This window comes from Streptomyces paludis, from assembly GCF_003344965.1.
GTDB classification, from domain to species: Bacteria; Actinomycetota; Actinomycetes; order Streptomycetales; family Streptomycetaceae; genus Streptomyces; species Streptomyces paludis.
Genome location: NZ_CP031194.1, coordinates 5,162,458 through 5,180,597 on the forward strand (window position 1 = coordinate 5,162,458; position 18,140 = coordinate 5,180,597).

Here is an 18,140-nt window from a genome sequence, read left to right on the forward strand (position 1 = left end):
ATGTCGAACATCACGCTGAAGGCCGCGACCGCCACCAAGGTCTACGTCGGCACTTGGGCGAACACGGCGGTCACGGCGATGAAGACCCGCCGCGACAAGGGCCAGGGCGCTGTCGAGTACGTGGGTGTGATCGTGCTGGTGGCGCTGATCATCGCGGCGATCGTGGGCTCGGGTGTGGCGGAGACCATCGCGAACTCGCTCACCACCAAGGTCGGCGAGATCGTCGGTGGCGGCGGTGGCGGCGAGTGACCGTTCGCAGGACCAGCGAGTCAGGGCAGGCCGCACCCATCTACATCACGATGGTGGCGGGCCTGCTCTTTCTCGCGCTCGCGTTCTTCGCGGTCGGCCAGGCCGGCGCGACTCGCAACAGCGCCCAGTCCGCGGCGGACGCCGCGGCTCTGGCCGCGGCCCAGGAATCCCGAGATGTGTTCCGCGCCGACCTGCTGGCGAATCTGCTGAACCCCGGTTTCCTTGACGGCATCTTCAACCGCAACCCGATCGGCACTCCCTTCGGCTGTGCCGCCGCGGCCCGTTTCGCGGATGAGAACAAGGCCGATCTGGAAGGCTGCGGCCGGTCCGGCGCGTACTCCTGGGGCTTCAAGGTCGACGTCGTCACCCAGAAGCCGGTGGGGGCCAGCATCCTGCCGGGCACGGAGACCAAGCACGCCAAGGCCCATGCCACGGCGATCGTCAAGCCCCGGTGCACTTTCGAGGCGGCTGAAGTGGAAGAGACACCGCCGGGGAACGGGGATGACCCGGTGGACGAGGACGACCCGGAGAATGCCGAACCGCAGTCACCGGGTGAACTCGTATGCGGCGGCAGAGGGAACTGGAAGATCGATCCGGAGCATCTCGATCTGCTTCCCGATATGGCCGACCTCTTCTCCGTCCGACTGGCCAAGGACTGACCGGACCGCGAGCGAACGCAAAGGAACAGGACTCATGAGTGTGTGGCACGGAGCGAAGGCGCGCAGGGCGGCGGGATCCGCCCTCGTCACTGTGGCGCTGACTGTTTCCCTCACCGCCTGTGGAGGCGACAGCGGGGACAGCGACAAGGACAAGGACCAGGGCGCGACTGCCGGCACGACGTCCTCCGCTTCTGGCGACGCGAAGCCCAAGGACGACGGTGGCGACGGCGGCGCGACGGTGCCCGACACCAGCAAGACATTGGTGACGATCAATGGAACCAACGGGTTGCAGTTCGTCATCAACAGCGCGGACCGAGACGACGGCGGATTCCTGACGGTGGCGGGAAGCATCAAGAACACCACAGGCTCGCAGCTCGCCGCCCCCATCGAGTGGAACGGGCAGGAGACCCAGGTTCGCCGAACCGGGCGGTCACTCGCCGGTATCACCTTGGTGGACAAGGGGGAGAAGAAGCGTTACTACGTGCTGCGGGACACTGATGGGTTCCCGTTGACCACCACAGGAATCACCTTCATCAAGGCAAACGCGAGCGTGAACTTCTTCGCCCAGTTCCCCGCTCCGCCCGAGTCCACGACCAAGGTCGACTTCCAGCTTCCCCTGATGCCCACCGCCACGATTGAGATCTCCTGATGGCTCCCACGACGCCCCAGGCGCTCCTCGCGGCCAGGCGTCCCGCCGCCACCGCTCTCGCCGCCGCCGTGCTCCTCGCCGGCGTGCAGTTCACGCTCGCGTCGGGCGCCCGTGCCGACGAGAGTCCGAGCACTCCGCCCGGCACCGAGTCGACGTCCCCGCCGCCCGAGGTGGACGGTAACGCGCCCGGTCTCAAGCTCCGTTCCGGTGCCACGCTTGCGCCGGCGAAGGTGCTGGACATCATCTCCGTCGTCGAGTCCGAGGGCGGCGACGAGCGCCGTGAGGACACCAACGAGAACGTGAAGTTCGCGCTCCAGGCCGAAGTCCTCTTCGGCAAGGACAGCGCGACACTCAGCAGCCAGGCCAACGGCCGTATCGCCGCCATCGCCAACGAGATCAAGAAGCAGGGCACGACGAAGGTCCGTGTCTTCGGCTTCACGGACAACCTGGGCACGTACGCGCACGGCAAGGTGCTCTCCAAGCAGCGCGCCGACGCCGTTCAGAAGGTCCTCAACCAGCAGCTCAACGACCCCTCCATCACCTACGAGATCCGCGGTTACAGCGAGGACTACCCGATCGCGGACAACAGCACGGAGGAAGGCCGCAAGAAGAACCGTCGCGTGGAGGTCTCCTTCCCACGCGGCGGTTAGCGGCGGTTAGCAGCGGTTGGCCGCGGCGGTCAGTGGCGGTTCCGGAACCGCGGAACTGACGTAGAGGTATCGCGGCACACGCGACCGGAGAGGCCCGGTCCACGGCGGAGAGACACGACGCCGGGGGCCGGGCCTCTTTCGTGCCCTTCCCATGCCCTCCACGTTCCTTTCCGTGCCGGCCGCCCCTTTCCGCTCTCTTTTGAGCCCGTAGTTGGGCCCCAGGGCCCAGGACTGGGCCCGTTCGGGCGCCTAATCTCCCTCATATGTCGCCACTGGGGGTAGTGCGTCAGATTTGTCGTCGTGTACGCGTGGCCACGCCACGCACGGATGCCCGCCTGTTAGGGCTGCGCAAGGCGCAGCGCGGACAGGGAGCCATCGAGTACGTCGGCCTGGTGGCCGTTGTCGCCGGGATCGTCGCCGCGCTGGTGCTGACCGGGGTGGGGCCGGTCGTCGCCGATGGGATCCGTACGCAGGTGTGCCGCATCACCGGCGGTGACAACTGCGGTGGCACACAAGGCGGTGGCCAGGACGAGGAGGCGGGGTCTGCCCTTGACCCCGATCCCGCCCCCGTGACCGGCGGCGGAGACGTTGACGGAGACGGAGAGTCGGACGTCGACGCGGGCGACACACCGGCGAGCAGCCAGGCCCAGCTCGACTACGAAGCCGCGCTGAAGGAGCTTCAGGACGCCCAGGCCGCCGAGCAGGCCGACTCCGACAAGGCCAAGGAAGCCGCCAAAGAGCTGGCGAAGATCCTCGCCGACGAGCTGGGGATCACCGACGTGCTGGACTGTGTGACCAAGGGCGACATGGGCGCCTGCACCGAGACGCTCATCAACGTCCTGCTCAACCTCGTCGGCGGCGCCGCCGGCAAGCTCGCCGCCAAGTACGGCGCGCCCTGGAAGTGGAAGAAGGCCGTTGAGCTGGTACGGACGCTGAAGAAGCACGGCGGCCAGCTGTACGACGGCATCACGGGCCTGATCAAGAACCGCAAGCGCGTCGGCAAGGCCGAGGAGAAGCTCGCCGACGCCCGCAAGGCCCTCGACGCCGAGAAACAGAAGAAACCCGGGGGAGGCACAGACAAGCCGGACGGCAAACCGGGCGACAAGCCGAAGGAGCAGCGGCCCGCCACCTGCCCGGTGAGCCGCGGCGCACCGCGCGGCACTCTTGTACTCCTCACCCACGGCGGTCGCGCGCCGAACACCCCCACGTTCCGCTTCGCCGGCCTCCGCACCCACTCCGCGGGTGTGGGCAAGACCGTCACCGTCGCCGTCAGCAACAGCTGCGAGTGGCCCGTCGCCGACAATGTGCCGGGGCCCGCAGCGGGCAAGACGCTGAGGCGGCCGCACCACCGGCACACCATCAAGGGATCGGTCGGCAGCGAGGTCAAGGAGTCGAACACCGTCATCCTCGACGGAATGCAGAAGAAGATCGACGACGACATCAAGGGAATCGCCGAGGGGAGGGCGAAGCTCGACCCCGACGGGAACACATATCGCATCAACGGACGCAGTTACGAAGTGAAGTCGAACGGCACGGTCTTCCCGAAAGAGGGCCCCGGTCTCGTCAAACTGGATCGGGTCGAGTATTCGGCGCTTCAGCTGATAGCCAAAGGGGACGCCAAATCGCTCAAGCAGCTGGAGATGAATCCGAAGTTCAAGAACAATCCTCAGGCGGTCGAAAAGGCCCGCAGCATCTATGAGGGAACGTACTCGTGATCGTCATCTGCAATTTCCTGCTCAGCCGGTCCCTGACCCCGGCCGAGCAGGTCGCCGCCCTCGCGCGGGCGGTACGGCTCGATCCCGGCCGGGTCGATGTCCGTCACGCCGACAGCGACCAGACCGACCGCGACTGGGACGCGCCCGTCCTGTGTACGTACCACCCGGTGCGCGGCGATGTCGTGCAGAGCCTGGAGGTGCAGCTCCAGTCGGCGGCCCTGGCGCCGGGCGCCCCCGCCGACGAGGCCGCGCTGGCGGCGGAGTTCGCCCGGGGGGCCGGGGTCGCGGTGCTCTACCCGGACGACCGGATCGACCCGGAGACGTACTGGCTGACGGCGCCCGACCTGGCTCGCGAAGCCCCCCGGACCGGTGTGGCTCCAGCGGTACGGGCCCGGCTTGTCGCCTCGGACGACGACCCGCCGACGTACACCGTCGACGCCGTCGAGACCCCCGTGGCGGCCTTCCCCCAGGCCCAAGTGGGCCCGCTCGCCGAGATCCTGCGCGCGGAGCCCGTACCGACCCCCGTGGCGGCGGCTGTCGCCGCGGCCGTCGGCCCGGACGGCGGCCCGGCCGCCGTATCGCTGCACATCTGGGAGCGGCTGGGACGGCGCATGGCGGCGGGCTGGCAGCCCGGGGGGCGCTACCTCCCCGAGCTGTACGCGGAGGCGCTGGCCGCCCGCGACCTCTTCGACGCGCAGGTGGCCCGCTGCGCCCCGGCCGAGCGGACGGCGCTGCTGAACGCCGTCACCGAGCTGGACGAGCTGTTCCGGACGCACACGGTGGACGACGGCGGAGCCGCCCTGCGCGCCGCGGGAGTACGGGCCGGGGCGAGCCCGTGGTGGCGCCGGGCGCCCGCGCAGCCGCCGTGGCCGTCCGGCGGCTGACCGGAACGGATCGGGAGTGAGCACCGAGCGACGAGGGAGACCGTACATGCACAACGAGACGCACCGGACGCGGAACCGGAACCGGACGTGCCGGGCCGTCGCGAGCGCGGTGGCGGTAGTGCTGGCGCTGGGGCTCGCGGGAGCCTGCGGCGGCGGTACGGAGACGAAGAGGGACTCGGCACCCACCACCCAGGAGCGGTCGAGCCCACCGGCGAACGCTGAGTCCGCCGAGTCCGCCAAGTCCGCGGAGGCGCTGCCCCCGCCCGCCCTCACCGGCATAGGCGCGAGCGACGGCAGAGTGCTGGACCAGCGCGCGCTGGACGCGGCGGTGCTCGCCGACGGGGATGTCCCGGGCTTCCGCGTCGCTCCGATGGACGCGCCGCCGCCCGGCGGCGAGAGCGCGGACACCGCCGCGTGCGCGCCCCTCACCGCCGTGATCGGCGGCAGGCCGGAGCCGCGTGCGAAGGCCGTCGCCTACCGGCAGTTGACCGGCCCCGACAACGGTTCCCCGGCCGTCTCCGAGTTCCTCACCGCCCACGGCACCAAGGACGCCACCGCGCTCGTCCGCGGGCTGCGCGCCGCCGTCGAGAGCTGCGCCGGCGGCTTCACCGCCAAGGGCGGCGACGACGGCCCGTCGACCTATACGGCGGTGAAGCGGCTACGGGTGCCCGAGGTGGGGGACGACACGCTCGCCTACCAGGTCACGGGCGACTTCGGCGGTACGCCCGTACCGCTGGTGTTCCAGGTGGTACGGGTCGGCGGTACGGTCGCCACCTTCTACACCGCGAACCTCGACGGCGCGGCGACCCCCGAACTGCCCGAGGCCCTGCCCGCGGCCCAGGCGGCGAAACTCACGTAGCCGAACTCACGTTGCCGAACTCACGCAGCCGGGCCCGCGGCGTCGTCGCGCTCGGCCTCAACCCCGCTCACGCTCCCGCTCCCGCTCCCGCTCACCGTCACCCGTCCCCCCGGCCTCAGCCCCCAGCGCGCCATCGCCCCGGCCTCGGCCTCCAGCACATGGCGGGCCTTCAGCCGGGGCAGCGGGAGCCGGCCCGGCTTGAGGGTGTGGACATCGACGACGTTCAACTCCTTGTCCAGATAGGCCACATCGATCGGGAACCGCATCCGGAAGGTGTGCACGCTATTGCACGGTGTGATCAGCAGCGCGCCCTCGATCCCGTCGCGTCCGAGCAGCCCGCGCCGCCGTGTCCCGTACGAAGCGGCGATCTCCAGGGCGACCGTGGAGTCCCGCCCCTCGACCGTCAGCCGTCCGGTGCCATTCCGCCAAGTACCCATGGCCAGACCGTAACGCCCGCTCCGCGAGCCGTCGCCGTGTCCGGGCGTTTCTGGGTCCTGAGATGCGGCCGGTTGGGCCCCTGGACCCACGACCGGGCCCAGCGGCCCGCCCTAGGCTCGGTGTTGTGTACGCCACGCTGATCGCCGCCGCCGCCCTGTGGGGCGCGGCCGCCGGAATCCCGCTGCCGCGCGCCGCCTACCGGCTCTCGGTCGAACCGGACGTTCCCTGGCGCGACACCTGCCCCGCCGGCCACACGCTCACCGGCCCCGCCCGGGGCTGGCTGGGCCGCCCGGTCTGCCCGCCCTGCGCCACCACGACGGCCCCGGTCGCCGGCACCCGAACAGAAGCGCACACGAGCGCGGAAGCGTGCACGAGCGCGGAGGCGCGTACGGAGACAGCGACCGAGGCGGCCTCCGAGCCCGGCACCCCGGCACCGGCCGGCCCGCGCTACGGCGGGCTCGTCGCCGTCCCGCTCCTCACCGCTCTCGTCTGCGCCGTGCTCGCCGCCGGCACCGGGGCCCGCCCCGAACTCGCCGTATGGCTGCTGCTCACCCCGTTCGCCGTGCTGCTCGCGCTCGTGGACCGCCGGGTCCACCGGCTCCCCGACCAGGTGACCCTGCCGCTCGCCGCGGGGGCGGCGGTGCTGCTGGGCGCCGCCGCGCTGCTGCCCGGCGGTGCGGGATCGTATGCGACGGCGCTGCTCGGCGGTCTCGCGCTCGGTGGCTGCTACGTCGTGCTGTTCCTGATCAACCCGAACGGCCTGGGCTTCGGGGATGTGAAGCTCGCGCTCTCGCTCGGGGTCGCCCTCGGCTGGTACGGCTGGCTGGTGCTGTTCGTCGGGGCGTTCGCGGGGTTCCTGCTGGGGGCGGTGTACGGGGTCGGGCTGATGCTGCTGCGCCGGGCGGGCCGCAAGTCGGCCATCCCGTTCGGGCCGTTCATGATCGTCGGCGCGCTGCTCGGCATCCTCCTGGGTGCCCTCGCCGCCGCCTGACACGCCGACGCCCACGCCCACGCCCTGACGCGCGCCCGTACGTACGGGGAAAAGCGTTCGCGCCCCCGGCCGCCGCCCTGCCACCATCGCCGCCATGGCCGACAGGACATCCCCCCGTACCTTCGACGAACTGGTCGCCGAGGCCGTCGCCGTCCCCGTCGACGGCTGGGACTTCTCCTGGTTCGACGGCCGCGCCACCGAGGCCCGACCGCCCTGGGGGTACGCGCGGGCGATGGGGGAGCGGGTGGCCCGTGCCACCGCCGTGCTGGATGTCCAGACCGGGGGCGGCGAGACCTTCGCCCGCGCCCTGGAACCGCTCGCCGCCGTACCCGACCGGCCCGCGACGGCCGTCGCCACCGAGGGGTGGCCGCCCAACGCCGTCCGGGCCGCCGCGCTGCTCCGGCCGCTGGGGGCCACGGTCGTGGCCGCCGCCGACGCGCCGACACTGCCGTTCGCGGACGGCGCCTTCGACCTGGTGGTGAGCCGGCACCCGGTCACGGTGTGGTGGGCGGAGATCGCCCGGGTCCTGCGGCCGGGCGGCACCTACTTCTCCCAGGAGGTCGGCCCGGCCAGCGTCTTCGAACTCGTCGAGTTCTTCCGCGGCCCGCGGTCCCCGGAGGAACGGTCCGGACGCGACCCCGAGCGGGCCGCGCGCGCCGCCCGGGCGGCCGGGCTCGACGTCGTCGACCTGCGTACGGCAGCCCTGCGCACCGAGTTCCACGACATCGGGGCCGTCGTCCACTTCCTGCGCAAGGTCGTCTGGATGGTGCCGGACTTCACCGTCGAGCGGTACCACGACCGGCTGGCGGAGCTGCACCGCCGGATCGAGGCCGAGGGGCCCTTCGTGGCGACGACGACGCGCTTCCTGATCGAGGCGGTCAAGCCCGCCGGGCCCGCCACGCCCGCCGCACCTCGCGGGCCAGACAGGCCCACCGGGCCCGTACCGCTCGTTCCGTACCACTCCTGAGCGTTACGGGACGGTGTGGCGCATACTCGCCACAGCCGGGTCCAGAGCGCCGGAAACCCCCCTTTTCCTGCGGTTATGCGAAGGGATTGGCCGCCCGGGACGCGCCCGGACACGGTCGGGTCGCGTTGAATCCCCCATCGACGCTCACGAAGGGTTATGGTGGAAACCCCCCCTCGGGCCGGTCCGTATCCCCCCCACGGACCGGCCCGTTTTTTCTGCCCACCGGACCGGGTGCCGCGTCCGTCACTTCCGGTCGGCCCAGATGTTCGTCCCCTTCGTGTCCACCGCGAACGTGTCGATCTCCGCCAGCTCCGCCGCCGTGAGCGGGCCCGCCCCCACCGCCGCGACGTTCTCCTCCAGCTGCCGCACACTCGACGCCCCGATCAGCGCCGAGGTCATCCGCGGGTCGCGCAGCACCCACGTCAGCGCCAGCTGCGCCAGCGACTGCCCCCGCGCCCGCGCGATCCCGTCCAGCCCGCGCAGCCGCCGCAGCACCTCGTCCGACAGCAGGTCCGGGTCGAGGGACTTGCCCTGGGTGGCCCGGGACCCGGCCGGGATGCCCGTCAGGTACTTGTCCGTCAGCAGGCCCTGGGCGAGCGGGACGAAGGAGATACAGCCCATGCCGGCCGACTCCAGCGTGTCCAGCAGCCCGTCGTCCTCCGTCCAGCGGTTGATCATCGAGTACGACGGCTGGTGGATCAGGGCCGGGACACCCATCTCCCGCAGCAGCCGCGCCGCCTCGGCGGTCTGCGCCGCGGTGTACGAGGACACCCCGGCGTAGAGCGCCCGGCCGCTGCGCACCGCCGAGGCCAGCGCGCCCATCGTCTCCTCCAGCGGGGTGTGAGGATCGAAACGGTGGGAATAAAAGATGTCGACGTGGTCGAGGCCCATCCGCTTCAGAGACGCGTCCAGCGAGGACAGCAGATACTTCCGGGAGCCCCATTCCCCATAGGGGCCGGAATGCATGAAATAACCGGCCTTGGTCGAAATGATGAGTTCATCCCGGTAGGCCGAAAAGTCCTGAGCGAAGATCTTGCCGAAATTCAACTCGGCGGAGCCCGCGGGCGGCCCGTAGTTGTTCGCCAGATCGAAGTGCGTAACCCCCAGATCGAAGGCGCGACGCAGGATCGCGCGCTGGGAATCAAGGGTTCGGTCATCGCCGAAGTTGTGCCAGAGGCCGAGGGAGATCGCGGGCAGTTTCAGCCCGCTGCGGCCACTGCGGCGGTACTCCATGGATGCGTACCGGTCGTCGGCCGCGCGGTAGGAGGGAGAATTGTTCATGCTTCCCTCCCTATCACGGACTTGTTATCACGCACTTGTGACAGACCGGTTGGGTGAGCGTGCCGGGCGCGCAGTAATGTGACGGCTTCGGGGTCCCCGGGCCGGCCCCAGGATCCCGTCGGTGGACGTGGCCGGTCCCCCTGGAATCGAGAGGTGGACTCAGTGAACTTGCGCGACCTGGTGTATCGGCTCTACGCACGCCGGGTGGAACGGCGCCTCGATCTCGCGCAGGCGCCGAAGCACATCGGCGTCATCCTCGACGGCAACCGCCGCTGGGCGCGGGCGTCCGGCGGTACGGCGGAGCAGGGACACAAGGCCGGCGCCAACAAGATCCAGGAGCTGCTCGGCTGGTGCTCGGAGACCAATGTCGAGGTCGTCACGCTCTGGATGCTCTCCACGGACAATCTGAGCCGTCCCGAGGAGCAGCTGATGCCGCTCGTCGGCATCATCGAGAACGCGGTCACCGATCTGGCCGCCGACGGCCGCTGGCGCGTGCACCACGTCGGCACGATGGATCTGCTGCCCGCCCATACCCAGACCGTGCTGAAGGAGGCCGAACAGGCCACCGCGGCCAATAAGGGGATACTCGTCAATGTCGCCGTGGGGTACGGCGGCCGGCAGGAGATCGCGGACGCGGTCAGCTCCCTGCTGATGGACCACGCGAGCAAGGGGACCTCCTTCGAGGACCTCGCCTCGATCGTCGACGTCGATCTGATCTCCTCGCACCTCTACACCCGGGGCCAGCCGGATCCGGATCTGGTCATCCGGACCAGCGGGGAGCAGCGGCTCTCCGGGTTCATGCTCTGGCAGAGCGCCCATTCGGAGTACTACTTCTGCGAAGTCTTCTGGCCGGCCTTCCGCAAGGTCGACTTCCTGCGCGCGCTGCGCGACTACGCGGCCCGCCACCGCCGCTACGGCACCTGACCCGGCCCCTCCTCCGGCGGGGTGCCCCGAGGGGTCGCAGCCGGTTCACCACGGGTTCATCCACCGTCCGCCGTATGCCGTGGCATGGCGGCGCGTGTTCGAGGGAATACCTCTTCCAGGTCGGTGTCCGAAAAGATCAGGTCAGAGGACACCGCATCTCAGCGGACGGCATGGAGCCGTCCGCCCGGGAGGCCCTTTGCACCAGGACGACCGTGCGCGCAGCCGTACGGGCGACGTGGAGGGCCGGAGCGTCGGCCCGCGCATGGGGCCGGAGCCCGGTCGTCCGCCCGCGACGCCGTCGCACCCCGACCTCAGCCGAGGGGGTACGTCCTTCCGTGGTGACCAGCACAAAGCGCCGCATGCCCGACAGGCGCACCTATGTTCTCGACACCAGCGTCCTGCTGGCCGATCCCAACGCCATGTCCCGCTTCGAGGAGCACGAAGTCGTGCTCCCCATCGTGGTGATCACGGAGCTGGAGGCCAAGAGGCACCATCCGGAGCTCGGCTACTTCGCCCGGCAGGCCCTGCGCCTGCTCGACGATTTCCGTATCCGGTTCGGCCGTCTCGACGCACCCATCCCCCTGGGTGATCTGGGGGGCTCGCTGCGCGTCGAGCTCAACCACTCTGATCCCGGCATCCTGCCCGCCGGCTTCCGATTGGGGGACAACGACTCACGGATCCTCGCCGTCGCGCGCAATCTCCAGGCCGAGGGGTACGACGTCACGGTCGTCTCCAAGGACCTGCCGCTGCGCATCAAGGCGTCGTCGGTCGGACTTCTCGCCGAGGAGTACCGCGCCGAACTGGCCATCACCGACCCGGCCAGCTCCTCCGGCTGGACGGGCATGAGCGAGCTGACGCTCGCCGCGGACCAGGTGGACCTTCTCTTCACCGAGGAGACCCTCTATGTGCCCGAGGCGAGCGAGCTGCCCGTGCACACCGGTCTGGTGCTCCAGTCCGAGCGCGGCAAGGCCCTCGGCCGGGTCACGCCCGAGGGCAACGTACGGCTGGTCCGCGGCGACCGGGAGGCGTTCGGCATCCACGGCCGCAGCGCCGAGCAGCGCATCGCCCTCGATCTCCTGCTCGACCCGGACATCGGCATCGTGTCGATGGGCGGCCGGGCCGGCACCGGCAAGTCGGCGCTGGCCCTCTGCGCGGGGCTGGAGGCGGTCCTGGAGCGCCGGCAGCATCAGAAGGTGATGGTCTTCCGGCCGCTGTACGCGGTCGGCGGGCAGGAGCTGGGCTATCTGCCCGGCACCGAGGCCGAGAAGATGAGCCCCTGGGCGCAGGCGGTCTTCGACACGCTCTCGGCGGTCGCGGGCCGTGAGGTGATCGAGGAGGTGCTCGGGCGCGGCATGCTCGAAGTGCTGCCGCTCACGCACATCCGCGGCCGTTCGCTGCACGACGCGTTCGTCATCGTCGACGAGGCCCAGTCCCTGGAGCGGAACGTCCTGCTGACGGTCCTCTCCCGGATCGGGGCGAACTCCCGGGTGGTGCTGACCCACGACGTGGCGCAGCGCGACAACCTGAGGGTGGGGCGGTACGACGGGATCGTGGCCGTCGTCGAGAAGCTGAAGGGGCATCCGCTCTTCGCGCATGTCACGCTCACCCGCTCCGAGCGCTCGCAGATCGCCGCGCTCGTGACCGAAATGCTGGAGGACGGCCAGATCTGATCGCTTATCACCACAGTTGGCGCCGCCCGGCGGAAGCGCGACAGCTTAGCCGGGCGGCGCCGTGCTGCGCCGGTATTTCCAGCGAACCGATGAGGCAAACGAGGTGTGAGCTTTCCCACGTGACCAAGAATTGCCTCGCGGTGCCGGGTTCCGGCAGAGTCTTGCTTCCGTCAGGCCCCGCATGCGGCACACGTGCATCCCCAGAGATGCTGCACCACACAACTCAACAACTGCCGCCGTATGCCGCCCGCGCACCACGCGGCCGTTCCCGCAAGGGAATTGCCCACCGGGCCCGTGTCTCCCCGTGACCGAGTAGTGCGGAGGCCAGTGCCAGGGGCACGATCGCGCTCGCGAGGTCACGTGGGCGGGCGACGCTGGAAGGACACCGTGTGAGCCGGATCTCGGCGGTCCGGGGATTTGCTGTGGCATCTGCCACTGCGGTCACCACCGTCGGCGCTGTCGTGGGTGTTGCCTCGGGCGACCCCCAGACGACCTCGAACGATTTCGAGGCGACCGCAGCCGACATGACGCTTCTCGCAGACATCCCCGCGGGCCAGCAGGCCCAGGTGCAGACCGCGTCGCTGACGCAGCAGGCGGACGCGCAGGCCGCGGCCGCCGACTCCTCCGCCCGGAAGTCCGCCGAGGAATCGGCGCGCCTCCAGGCGGCCAAGGACGCCACGGCGAAGAAGCAGGCCGCCGATGACGAGGTCCAGCGCGCGGCCGACGAGGCCAAGAAGAAGAAGGAAGAGGAGGAGCGCGCCAGCCGCAGCGAAGTGCGCTCCACCGCCGCCAGCGGCTCCTTCACCCTTCAGTCCTCCTACACGGTGGCCGAGGTCCAGGCCATCGCCCGGTCGATCGTGCCGGGTGACCAGTTCCAGTGCTTCAGCAACATCGTGCAGCGCGAGTCCACCTGGAACTACCTCGCGGAGAACCCCTCTTCGGGCGCGTACGGTCTGGTCCAGTCGTATCCGGGCAACAAGATGGCCTCGGTCGGCGCCGACTGGCGGACCAACCCGGCCACCCAGATCAAGTGGGGCCTCGGCTACATGAACGAGCGTTACGGGAGCCCTTGCGGCGCCTGGTCGTACTGGCAGACCCACCACTCCTACTAGGCATCGCCCGGTAGGCGTACCGCTCATACACGCTTTGGCCGCGGGCCGTGTCCTCTCCACCCGGAGGACACGGCCCGCGGCCGTTCGTGTCCGCCCTCCCGGGGCCTCGCCGCGCCCGTGTACCGTTCGAATCGGACCACTCTGGGGGGAGCGTGAGTGGGGAGACCGCCGGGGGGAAGAGGGAATCTCATGTCAAGAGTGCCAGCATGGCTGGGTCAGGTCGGCGCGGAGCTGAACCGGGTGGGAGAACGCCTGGAGCAGCGCCGCGCCGAGGCCGAGGCCGCCGACGACGCCATGACCGGCACGGGATCCGGGACGGGCGCCGGTCCGGGTTCCGGAGGCGGTTCCGGGTCCGGCGAAGGGTCCGGTGACGGGCCGGCCGGTGACGGCGCCCGGGGCGATGGCGCCCCCCTCGGCCCCGTATCCGCCGCGCCGGCCGTGCCGGCCAGGCCGGAGCCCGCCTCCGCCATCCCCTGGGGGATGCGGGTCGCGAGCGAGGCCGCCTGGCGGCTGCTGGTGCTGGCCGGGATGCTCTGGGTGCTGATGCGGGTCATCAGCGCCGTTCAACTGGTCGTCGTGGCCTTTGTGATCGCGCTGCTCATCACGGCGCTCCTCCAGCCGACGGTCGCCTGGCTGAAGCGGATCGGGATGCCGCGCGGGCTGGCCACCGCCCTTACGGCGGTCGCCGGGTTCGCCCTGCTGGGGCTGGTCGGCTGGTTCGTGGTGTGGCAGGTCATGGAGAATCTCGACGATGTCTCCAACCGGGTCACGGACGGCATCAACGAGTTGAAGCGCTGGCTGCTCGACAGTCCGATGCATGTCACCGAGGACCAGATCAACGATGTCGCCAAGTCGCTGAGCGACGCCGTCGGATCGAACACCGCGAAGATCACCTCCGCCGGGCTCCAGGGGCTGACCGTGATGGTCGAGCTGCTGACCGGGATGTTCCTCGCGATGTTCTCGACGCTCTTCCTGCTGTACGACGGCCGGAAGGTCTGGAACTGGGCGCTCAAGCTCGTGCCCGCCCAGGCCCGCGAGGGCGTCGCGGGCGCCGGGCCGCGCGCCTGGTCGACCCTGACCGCGTATGTGCGCGGCACCGTGCTGGTGGCGCTGATCGACGCCGTCTTCATCGGCCTCGGGCTGTACTTCCTCAATGTCCCGCTGGCCGTGCCGCTGGCCGTCTTCATCTTCCTGGGCGCCTTCATCCCGCTGGTCGGCGCGGTCGTCTCGGGCGCCCTCGCGGTGGTCGTGGCGCTGGTCACGCAGGACGTGTTCACGGCGCTGATGGTCCTGGCCGTCGTCCTCGGCGTCCAGCAGATCGAGGGCCATGTGCTCCAGCCGTTCATCCTCGGCCGGGCCGTACGGGTGCATCCGCTGGCCGTCGTGCTGGCCGTCGCCGCCGGTGGTCTGGTCGCGGGCATCGCGGGCGCGGTCGTCGCCGTACCGCTGGTGGCCGTGACCAACACCGTCGTCGGCTATCTGCGCGCGTACAGCCGGGAGCACGAGCTGCGGAACTCGCCCCCGCCGCACGGCGCGACGGCCCACCGGGTTGCCCCGACCCCGGCGCCCGGCACGGCCAAGTCCGACCCCGCGCAGACGCCCGCGGCGTCCGCGTCCGCGCCCGCCGCCGCGCCGGCCGTGGCCGAGGCGGGGGAGGAGCCGGCGTGATATCCGAACCGGAGCTGGAGGGGGAGGAGACGGCGGTGCCGGCTCCCCGCACGTCCGGCGGCGGCGGGACGGTCCCCGCTGCCGGCTTCGGGCGGCCGGACCCCGGGCCAGGTCCCGGCTCCGGTGCCGGGACCGGCCCGGACTTCGAGGACGGTACGTACGAGACGATCGACGCCGAGGACCCGCCCGGCGCCCCGCCGCGCCGCCGCCCCTGGGTCTGGGCGCTCGGCGGCGCCGTCGTCGCCTCCGCCGTATGGGCCGGGGGGCTGTACGCGTACCACCGGCCGGGCCCGGACCTGCGGGGGTACGGCATCAGCCGCAACCTCTGCCTCGCCGCCGAACTGCCCGCCCTGACCGACCGTATCGGCCGGCGGACGGAGAACATGGCGGGGGCGGACGAGACACTGGCCGTCGACCGGGCCGTCTGCCGCGTCACGCTGATGCCGGGCCGGCCGGACAAGGCGGACGAGGGGACGCCGCCCACCACGTACGCCAACGTCCGGATCGACTACATCCGGCACAAGGAAACGGATCCGGCGCCGGAGTTCGAAGCGACCCTGGCCGATCTGACGCCCTCCGGGGACGGGAAGCCCACCGTCGAGGGGGTGACCGATCTGGGGGACCACGCCTATCTGGTCAGCGAGACGCCGGGTTTCAACATGCGGCTCAGCGTGCTGGACGGCCAGGCAGAGTTCGCGATCGACGTCAGTCTGGGGACGTTCTCGACCGTCAATCCGGTGACCGGCACGACGGACGACTCCGACCCGTCCGAGACGATCAATATTTCGGATATCGAAGGCGAACTGATCTCCGACATGACGGATCTGATGGCCGCGCTCAAGGAGTGACCGGCCGTCCGGCACGGAACGGGCCCCGCACGTGGAGGGCCCGTACGGAAGTGGCCCCGCGCACCCGGCCCGTATCGCCGGGCCCGCGGGGCCGCTCTCCGTTCCGTACCGGAGCGTCAGACGGAGAGCTGCTCCGCCAGGACCGCTTCCGCGTCCAGCGTCGTGCCGACCGCCGTGATCACCGCCGCGATCTTGAACGCCTCCTGGACCGTCTCGCGGTCCACCCCCGCCTTGCGCAGCACCTGCTCGTGCGAGTCGAGGCACTGGCCGCAGCCGTTGACGGCGGAGACGGCGAGCGACCACAGCTCGAAGTCGACCTTCTCCACACCCGGGTTGCCGATGACGTTCATCCGCAGACCGGCGCGGAGCGTTCCGTACTCCGGGTCCGACAGCAGGTGCCGGGTCCGGTAGAAGACGTTGTTCATCGCCATGATCGCGGCGGCCGACTTGGCGGCCGTGTATGCCTCGGGGGTCAGGTTCTCCCGGGCCTCCGGCTCCAGCTCGCGCAGCACGCGTGCCGAGCGCGAGGCGATCGCGCAGGCCAGCACCGTGCCCCAGAGCTGCTGCTGGGGCAGCTCGCTGTTGCCGATGACCGAACCGAGGTTCAGCTTCAGATCCTTGGCGTAGTCCGGCAGCGCGGACTTCAGCTCATCGAGTGACATCCCGGATCACTCGCCCGACAGGAGCTTGACGGGGTCGAGCGTCGTCTCGCCCTTGTTCCAGTTGCACGGGCACAGCTCGTCGGTCTGGAGCGCGTCCAGCACCCGCAGGACCTCCTTGGGGTTACGGCCCACGGAACCGGCGGTGACCATCGTGAACTGGATCTCGTTGTTCGGGTCGACGATGAAGACCGCGCGCTGCGCGAAGCCGTCCGCGCCCTCGATGCCGAGGTCCCGCATCAGCTCGTGCTTCGAGTCCGCCAGCATGGGGAAGGGGAGGTCCGTGAGGTCCGGGTGGTCCTTGCGCCAGGCATGGTGCACGAACTCGGAGTCGCCGGAGAAGCCGAGGACCTGGGCGTCCCGGTCGGCGAAGTCGTCGTTGAGCCGGCCGAAGGCCGCGATCTCCGTCGGGCACACGAAGGTGAAGTCCTTCGGCCACGCGAAGATGACCTTCCACTTGCCCTCGTAGGTCTTGTGGTCGATCTGCGCGAACTCCTTGCCGCTCTCCAGCGACACACAGGCGGTCAGGTCGAACGAGGGGAACTTGTCACCAACGGTGAGCACGCGCGCTCCTTGCGAGGGAGGGAAGTCCTCTTTGGGGGCTTCCGGGAGGGTGGACCGTTACTGATGGTGGCACAGGGAACATTGATCATAGAAATAGCTAGACTCGGTGGCCGTGATCGGAGGTACCTATCAGTGACTGTCGGACAGCCCCCTGGCCAACGCCTCGGCCCCCCGCCCGCCCCGCGGGGCAAGCAGCCCACCCTCGCGCAGCTGCGCGCCTTCGCCGCCGTGGCCGAGCATCTGCACTTCCGGGACGCCGCCGCCGCGATCGGCATGAGCCAGCCCGCGCTCTCCGGTGCCGTGTCGGCGCTGGAGGAGGTCCTCGGCGTACGACTGGTGGAGCGTACGACGCGCAAGGTGCTGCTGTCCCCGGCCGGTGACCGGCTCGCGGTCCGGGCGCGGGCCGTGCTGTACGAGGTCGGCGCGCTGGTGGACGAGGCGGAGGCGGTACGGGCGCCCTTCACCGGGACACTCCGGCTCGGCGTCATCCCCACCGTGGCACCGTATCTGCTGCCGTCCGTGCTGCGGCTGGTCCGGGAGCGCTATCCGGTGCTCGACCTCCAGGTCCACGAGGAGCAGACCGCGTCGCTGCTGGACGGGCTCACGGCCGGCCGGCTGGACCTGCTGCTGCTCGCCGTACCGCTCGGGCATCCGGCCGTCACCGAACTCCCCCTGTTCGAGGAGGACTTCGTCCTGGTCACCCCGGCCGGGCACGAGGCGGGCGGGCGCCGGGACCTGCCGCGCGAGGTGCTGCGCGAGCTGCCGCTGCTGCTGCTCGACGAGGGCCACTGTCTGCGCGACCAGGCGCTCGACGTCTGCCGGGAGGCGGGCCGCGCCGACGGTGTGCCCGTGACGACCACCGCGGCCGGCCTCTCCACCCTGGTCCAACTCGTCGCCGGGGGCCTCGGCGTCACGCTGCTGCCGCGTACCGCCGTACGGGTCGAGACCGGCCGCAACGACCGCCTCGCGACCGGGTACTTCACCGCCCCCGCGCCCGCCCGCCGGATCGCGCTGGCGATGCGGACCGGCGCGGCGCGGGCCGCCGAGTTCGAGGCGTTCGCCGAGGCCCTGCGGGAGGCGCTGCGGGCGCTGCCGGTACGGGTGATGGCCGGGACCCCGGCACCGGGCGGGCCCGTGAGAGCCCGTGAGATCCCGTGAGAAACCGCGCCCGGACGCCGGGAGGACCGGATTCCGTTACTCCCCGTCCGGGAGAGGCAACCCTCCGGCGTTCCCATGAGTCGGTTCCAGTGGGATGGGTGCTGATTGTCACGTCCCAAAAGAACGGATCAGTCGCCCTTTGTCACAGCGGGTGGTGTTAGCTTTCTGAGCTGATTCCGGTGGGTGAGCTGTGCG

At 70.6% G+C, this 18,140-nt stretch carries 19 protein-coding genes; 15 read left to right on the forward strand and 4 right to left on the reverse strand.

What is annotated here, in order from left to right; translation table 11 throughout:
• The 7 genes from DVK44_RS22845 (at position 1) to DVK44_RS22875 (ending at position 5,665) form a co-directional block, all read left to right on the forward strand.
• On the forward strand, positions 1 to 249 hold the full coding sequence (locus tag DVK44_RS22845) for a hypothetical protein (RefSeq protein ID WP_114661345.1): 249 nt from the start codon (positions 1 to 3) through the stop codon (positions 247 to 249).
• Entirely contained in the window at positions 246 to 908 is a 663-nt protein-coding gene (locus DVK44_RS22850) for a pilus assembly protein TadG-related protein (RefSeq protein WP_114661346.1), read from the forward strand. The genes DVK44_RS22845 and DVK44_RS22850 overlap by 4 nt, the downstream gene beginning before the upstream one ends.
• Before the next feature lie 34 nt (positions 909 to 942).
• Positions 943 to 1,557, forward strand: a complete 615-nt coding sequence (locus DVK44_RS22855; RefSeq protein WP_114661347.1) for a hypothetical protein — start codon at positions 943 to 945, stop codon at positions 1,555 to 1,557.
• Entirely contained in the window at positions 1,557 to 2,207 is a 651-nt protein-coding gene (locus DVK44_RS22860) for an OmpA family protein (protein WP_114661348.1), read from the forward strand. The genes DVK44_RS22855 and DVK44_RS22860 overlap by 1 nt, the downstream gene beginning before the upstream one ends.
• Before the next feature lie 308 nt (positions 2,208 to 2,515).
• A complete protein-coding gene (locus DVK44_RS22865; RefSeq protein ID WP_162794018.1) occupies positions 2,516 to 3,922 on the forward strand; it encodes a hypothetical protein in 1,407 nt (468 codons plus the stop codon).
• Entirely contained in the window at positions 3,919 to 4,806 is an 888-nt protein-coding gene (locus tag DVK44_RS22870) for a hypothetical protein (RefSeq protein ID WP_114661350.1), read from the forward strand. The genes DVK44_RS22865 and DVK44_RS22870 overlap by 4 nt, the downstream gene beginning before the upstream one ends.
• A 46-nt stretch (positions 4,807 to 4,852) precedes the next feature.
• Positions 4,853 to 5,665, forward strand: a complete 813-nt coding sequence (locus DVK44_RS22875) for a hypothetical protein (protein ID WP_114661351.1) — start codon at positions 4,853 to 4,855, stop codon at positions 5,663 to 5,665.
• Positions 5,666 to 5,685: 20 nt separating this feature from the next.
• Here the strand turns inward: DVK44_RS22875 and DVK44_RS22880 are convergent, their stop codons facing one another.
• Complete coding sequence (locus tag DVK44_RS22880) at positions 5,686 to 6,102, reverse strand: DUF192 domain-containing protein (protein WP_114661352.1); 417 nt, start codon at positions 6,100 to 6,102, stop codon at positions 5,686 to 5,688.
• 125 nt (positions 6,103 to 6,227) lie between these two features.
• On the opposite strand from DVK44_RS22880, the gene DVK44_RS22885 reads away from it, so the two are divergent.
• Positions 6,228 to 7,094, forward strand: coding sequence for a prepilin peptidase (locus DVK44_RS22885; RefSeq protein WP_114661353.1), 867 nt, complete (start codon positions 6,228 to 6,230; stop codon positions 7,092 to 7,094).
• A gap of 94 nt (positions 7,095 to 7,188) precedes the next feature.
• Positions 7,189 to 8,061 carry a class I SAM-dependent methyltransferase gene (locus DVK44_RS22890; RefSeq protein ID WP_114661354.1) on the forward strand — a complete coding sequence of 291 codons (873 nt, stop codon included), beginning with the start codon at positions 7,189 to 7,191 and terminating at the stop codon, positions 8,059 to 8,061.
• A 243-nt stretch (positions 8,062 to 8,304) separates the two neighbouring features.
• On the opposite strand, the gene mgrA is transcribed toward DVK44_RS22890, so the two are convergent.
• Positions 8,305 to 9,342 carry an L-glyceraldehyde 3-phosphate reductase gene (gene mgrA, locus DVK44_RS22895; protein WP_114661355.1) on the reverse strand — a complete coding sequence of 346 codons (1,038 nt, stop codon included), beginning with the start codon at positions 9,340 to 9,342 and terminating at the stop codon, positions 8,305 to 8,307.
• Between the two features lie 162 nt (positions 9,343 to 9,504).
• Between mgrA and DVK44_RS22900 the strand changes: the two genes are divergently transcribed.
• The 5 genes from DVK44_RS22900 (at position 9,505) to DVK44_RS22920 (ending at position 15,564) form a co-directional block, all read left to right on the forward strand.
• Positions 9,505 to 10,266: an isoprenyl transferase gene (locus DVK44_RS22900; RefSeq protein WP_114665373.1), complete on the forward strand. Its 762-nt coding sequence runs from the start codon at positions 9,505 to 9,507 to the stop codon at positions 10,264 to 10,266.
• Positions 10,267 to 10,601: 335 nt separating this feature from the next.
• Positions 10,602 to 11,936, forward strand: a complete 1,335-nt coding sequence (locus DVK44_RS22905; protein WP_114661356.1) for a PhoH family protein — start codon at positions 10,602 to 10,604, stop codon at positions 11,934 to 11,936.
• Positions 11,937 to 12,325: 389 nt separating this feature from the next.
• On the forward strand, positions 12,326 to 13,048 hold the full coding sequence (locus DVK44_RS22910; RefSeq protein ID WP_114661357.1) for an aggregation-promoting factor C-terminal-like domain-containing protein: 723 nt from the start codon (positions 12,326 to 12,328) through the stop codon (positions 13,046 to 13,048).
• A gap of 189 nt (positions 13,049 to 13,237) precedes the next feature.
• Positions 13,238 to 14,716, forward strand: coding sequence for an AI-2E family transporter (locus DVK44_RS22915; RefSeq protein ID WP_114661358.1), 1,479 nt, complete (start codon positions 13,238 to 13,240; stop codon positions 14,714 to 14,716).
• Positions 14,713 to 15,564, forward strand: a complete 852-nt coding sequence (locus tag DVK44_RS22920; RefSeq protein ID WP_114661359.1) for a hypothetical protein — start codon at positions 14,713 to 14,715, stop codon at positions 15,562 to 15,564. The genes DVK44_RS22915 and DVK44_RS22920 overlap by 4 nt, the downstream gene beginning before the upstream one ends.
• Before the next feature lie 116 nt (positions 15,565 to 15,680).
• On the opposite strand, the gene DVK44_RS22925 is transcribed toward DVK44_RS22920, so the two are convergent.
• Positions 15,681 to 16,226: an alkyl hydroperoxide reductase gene (locus DVK44_RS22925; RefSeq protein ID WP_114661360.1), complete on the reverse strand. Its 546-nt coding sequence runs from the start codon at positions 16,224 to 16,226 to the stop codon at positions 15,681 to 15,683.
• A 6-nt stretch (positions 16,227 to 16,232) separates the two neighbouring features.
• On the reverse strand, positions 16,233 to 16,787 hold the full coding sequence (locus tag DVK44_RS22930; protein ID WP_114661361.1) for a peroxiredoxin: 555 nt from the start codon (positions 16,785 to 16,787) through the stop codon (positions 16,233 to 16,235).
• Between the two features lie 132 nt (positions 16,788 to 16,919).
• Here DVK44_RS22930 and DVK44_RS22935 point away from each other — a divergent pair, with 132 nt between their 5' ends.
• The gene (locus DVK44_RS22935; protein WP_228447331.1) at positions 16,920 to 17,945 is read left to right on the forward strand and encodes a hydrogen peroxide-inducible genes activator; all 1,026 of its coding nucleotides are present in this window, start codon (positions 16,920 to 16,922) and stop codon (positions 17,943 to 17,945) included.
• The last annotated feature ends 195 nt before the right edge of the window (positions 17,946 to 18,140 follow it).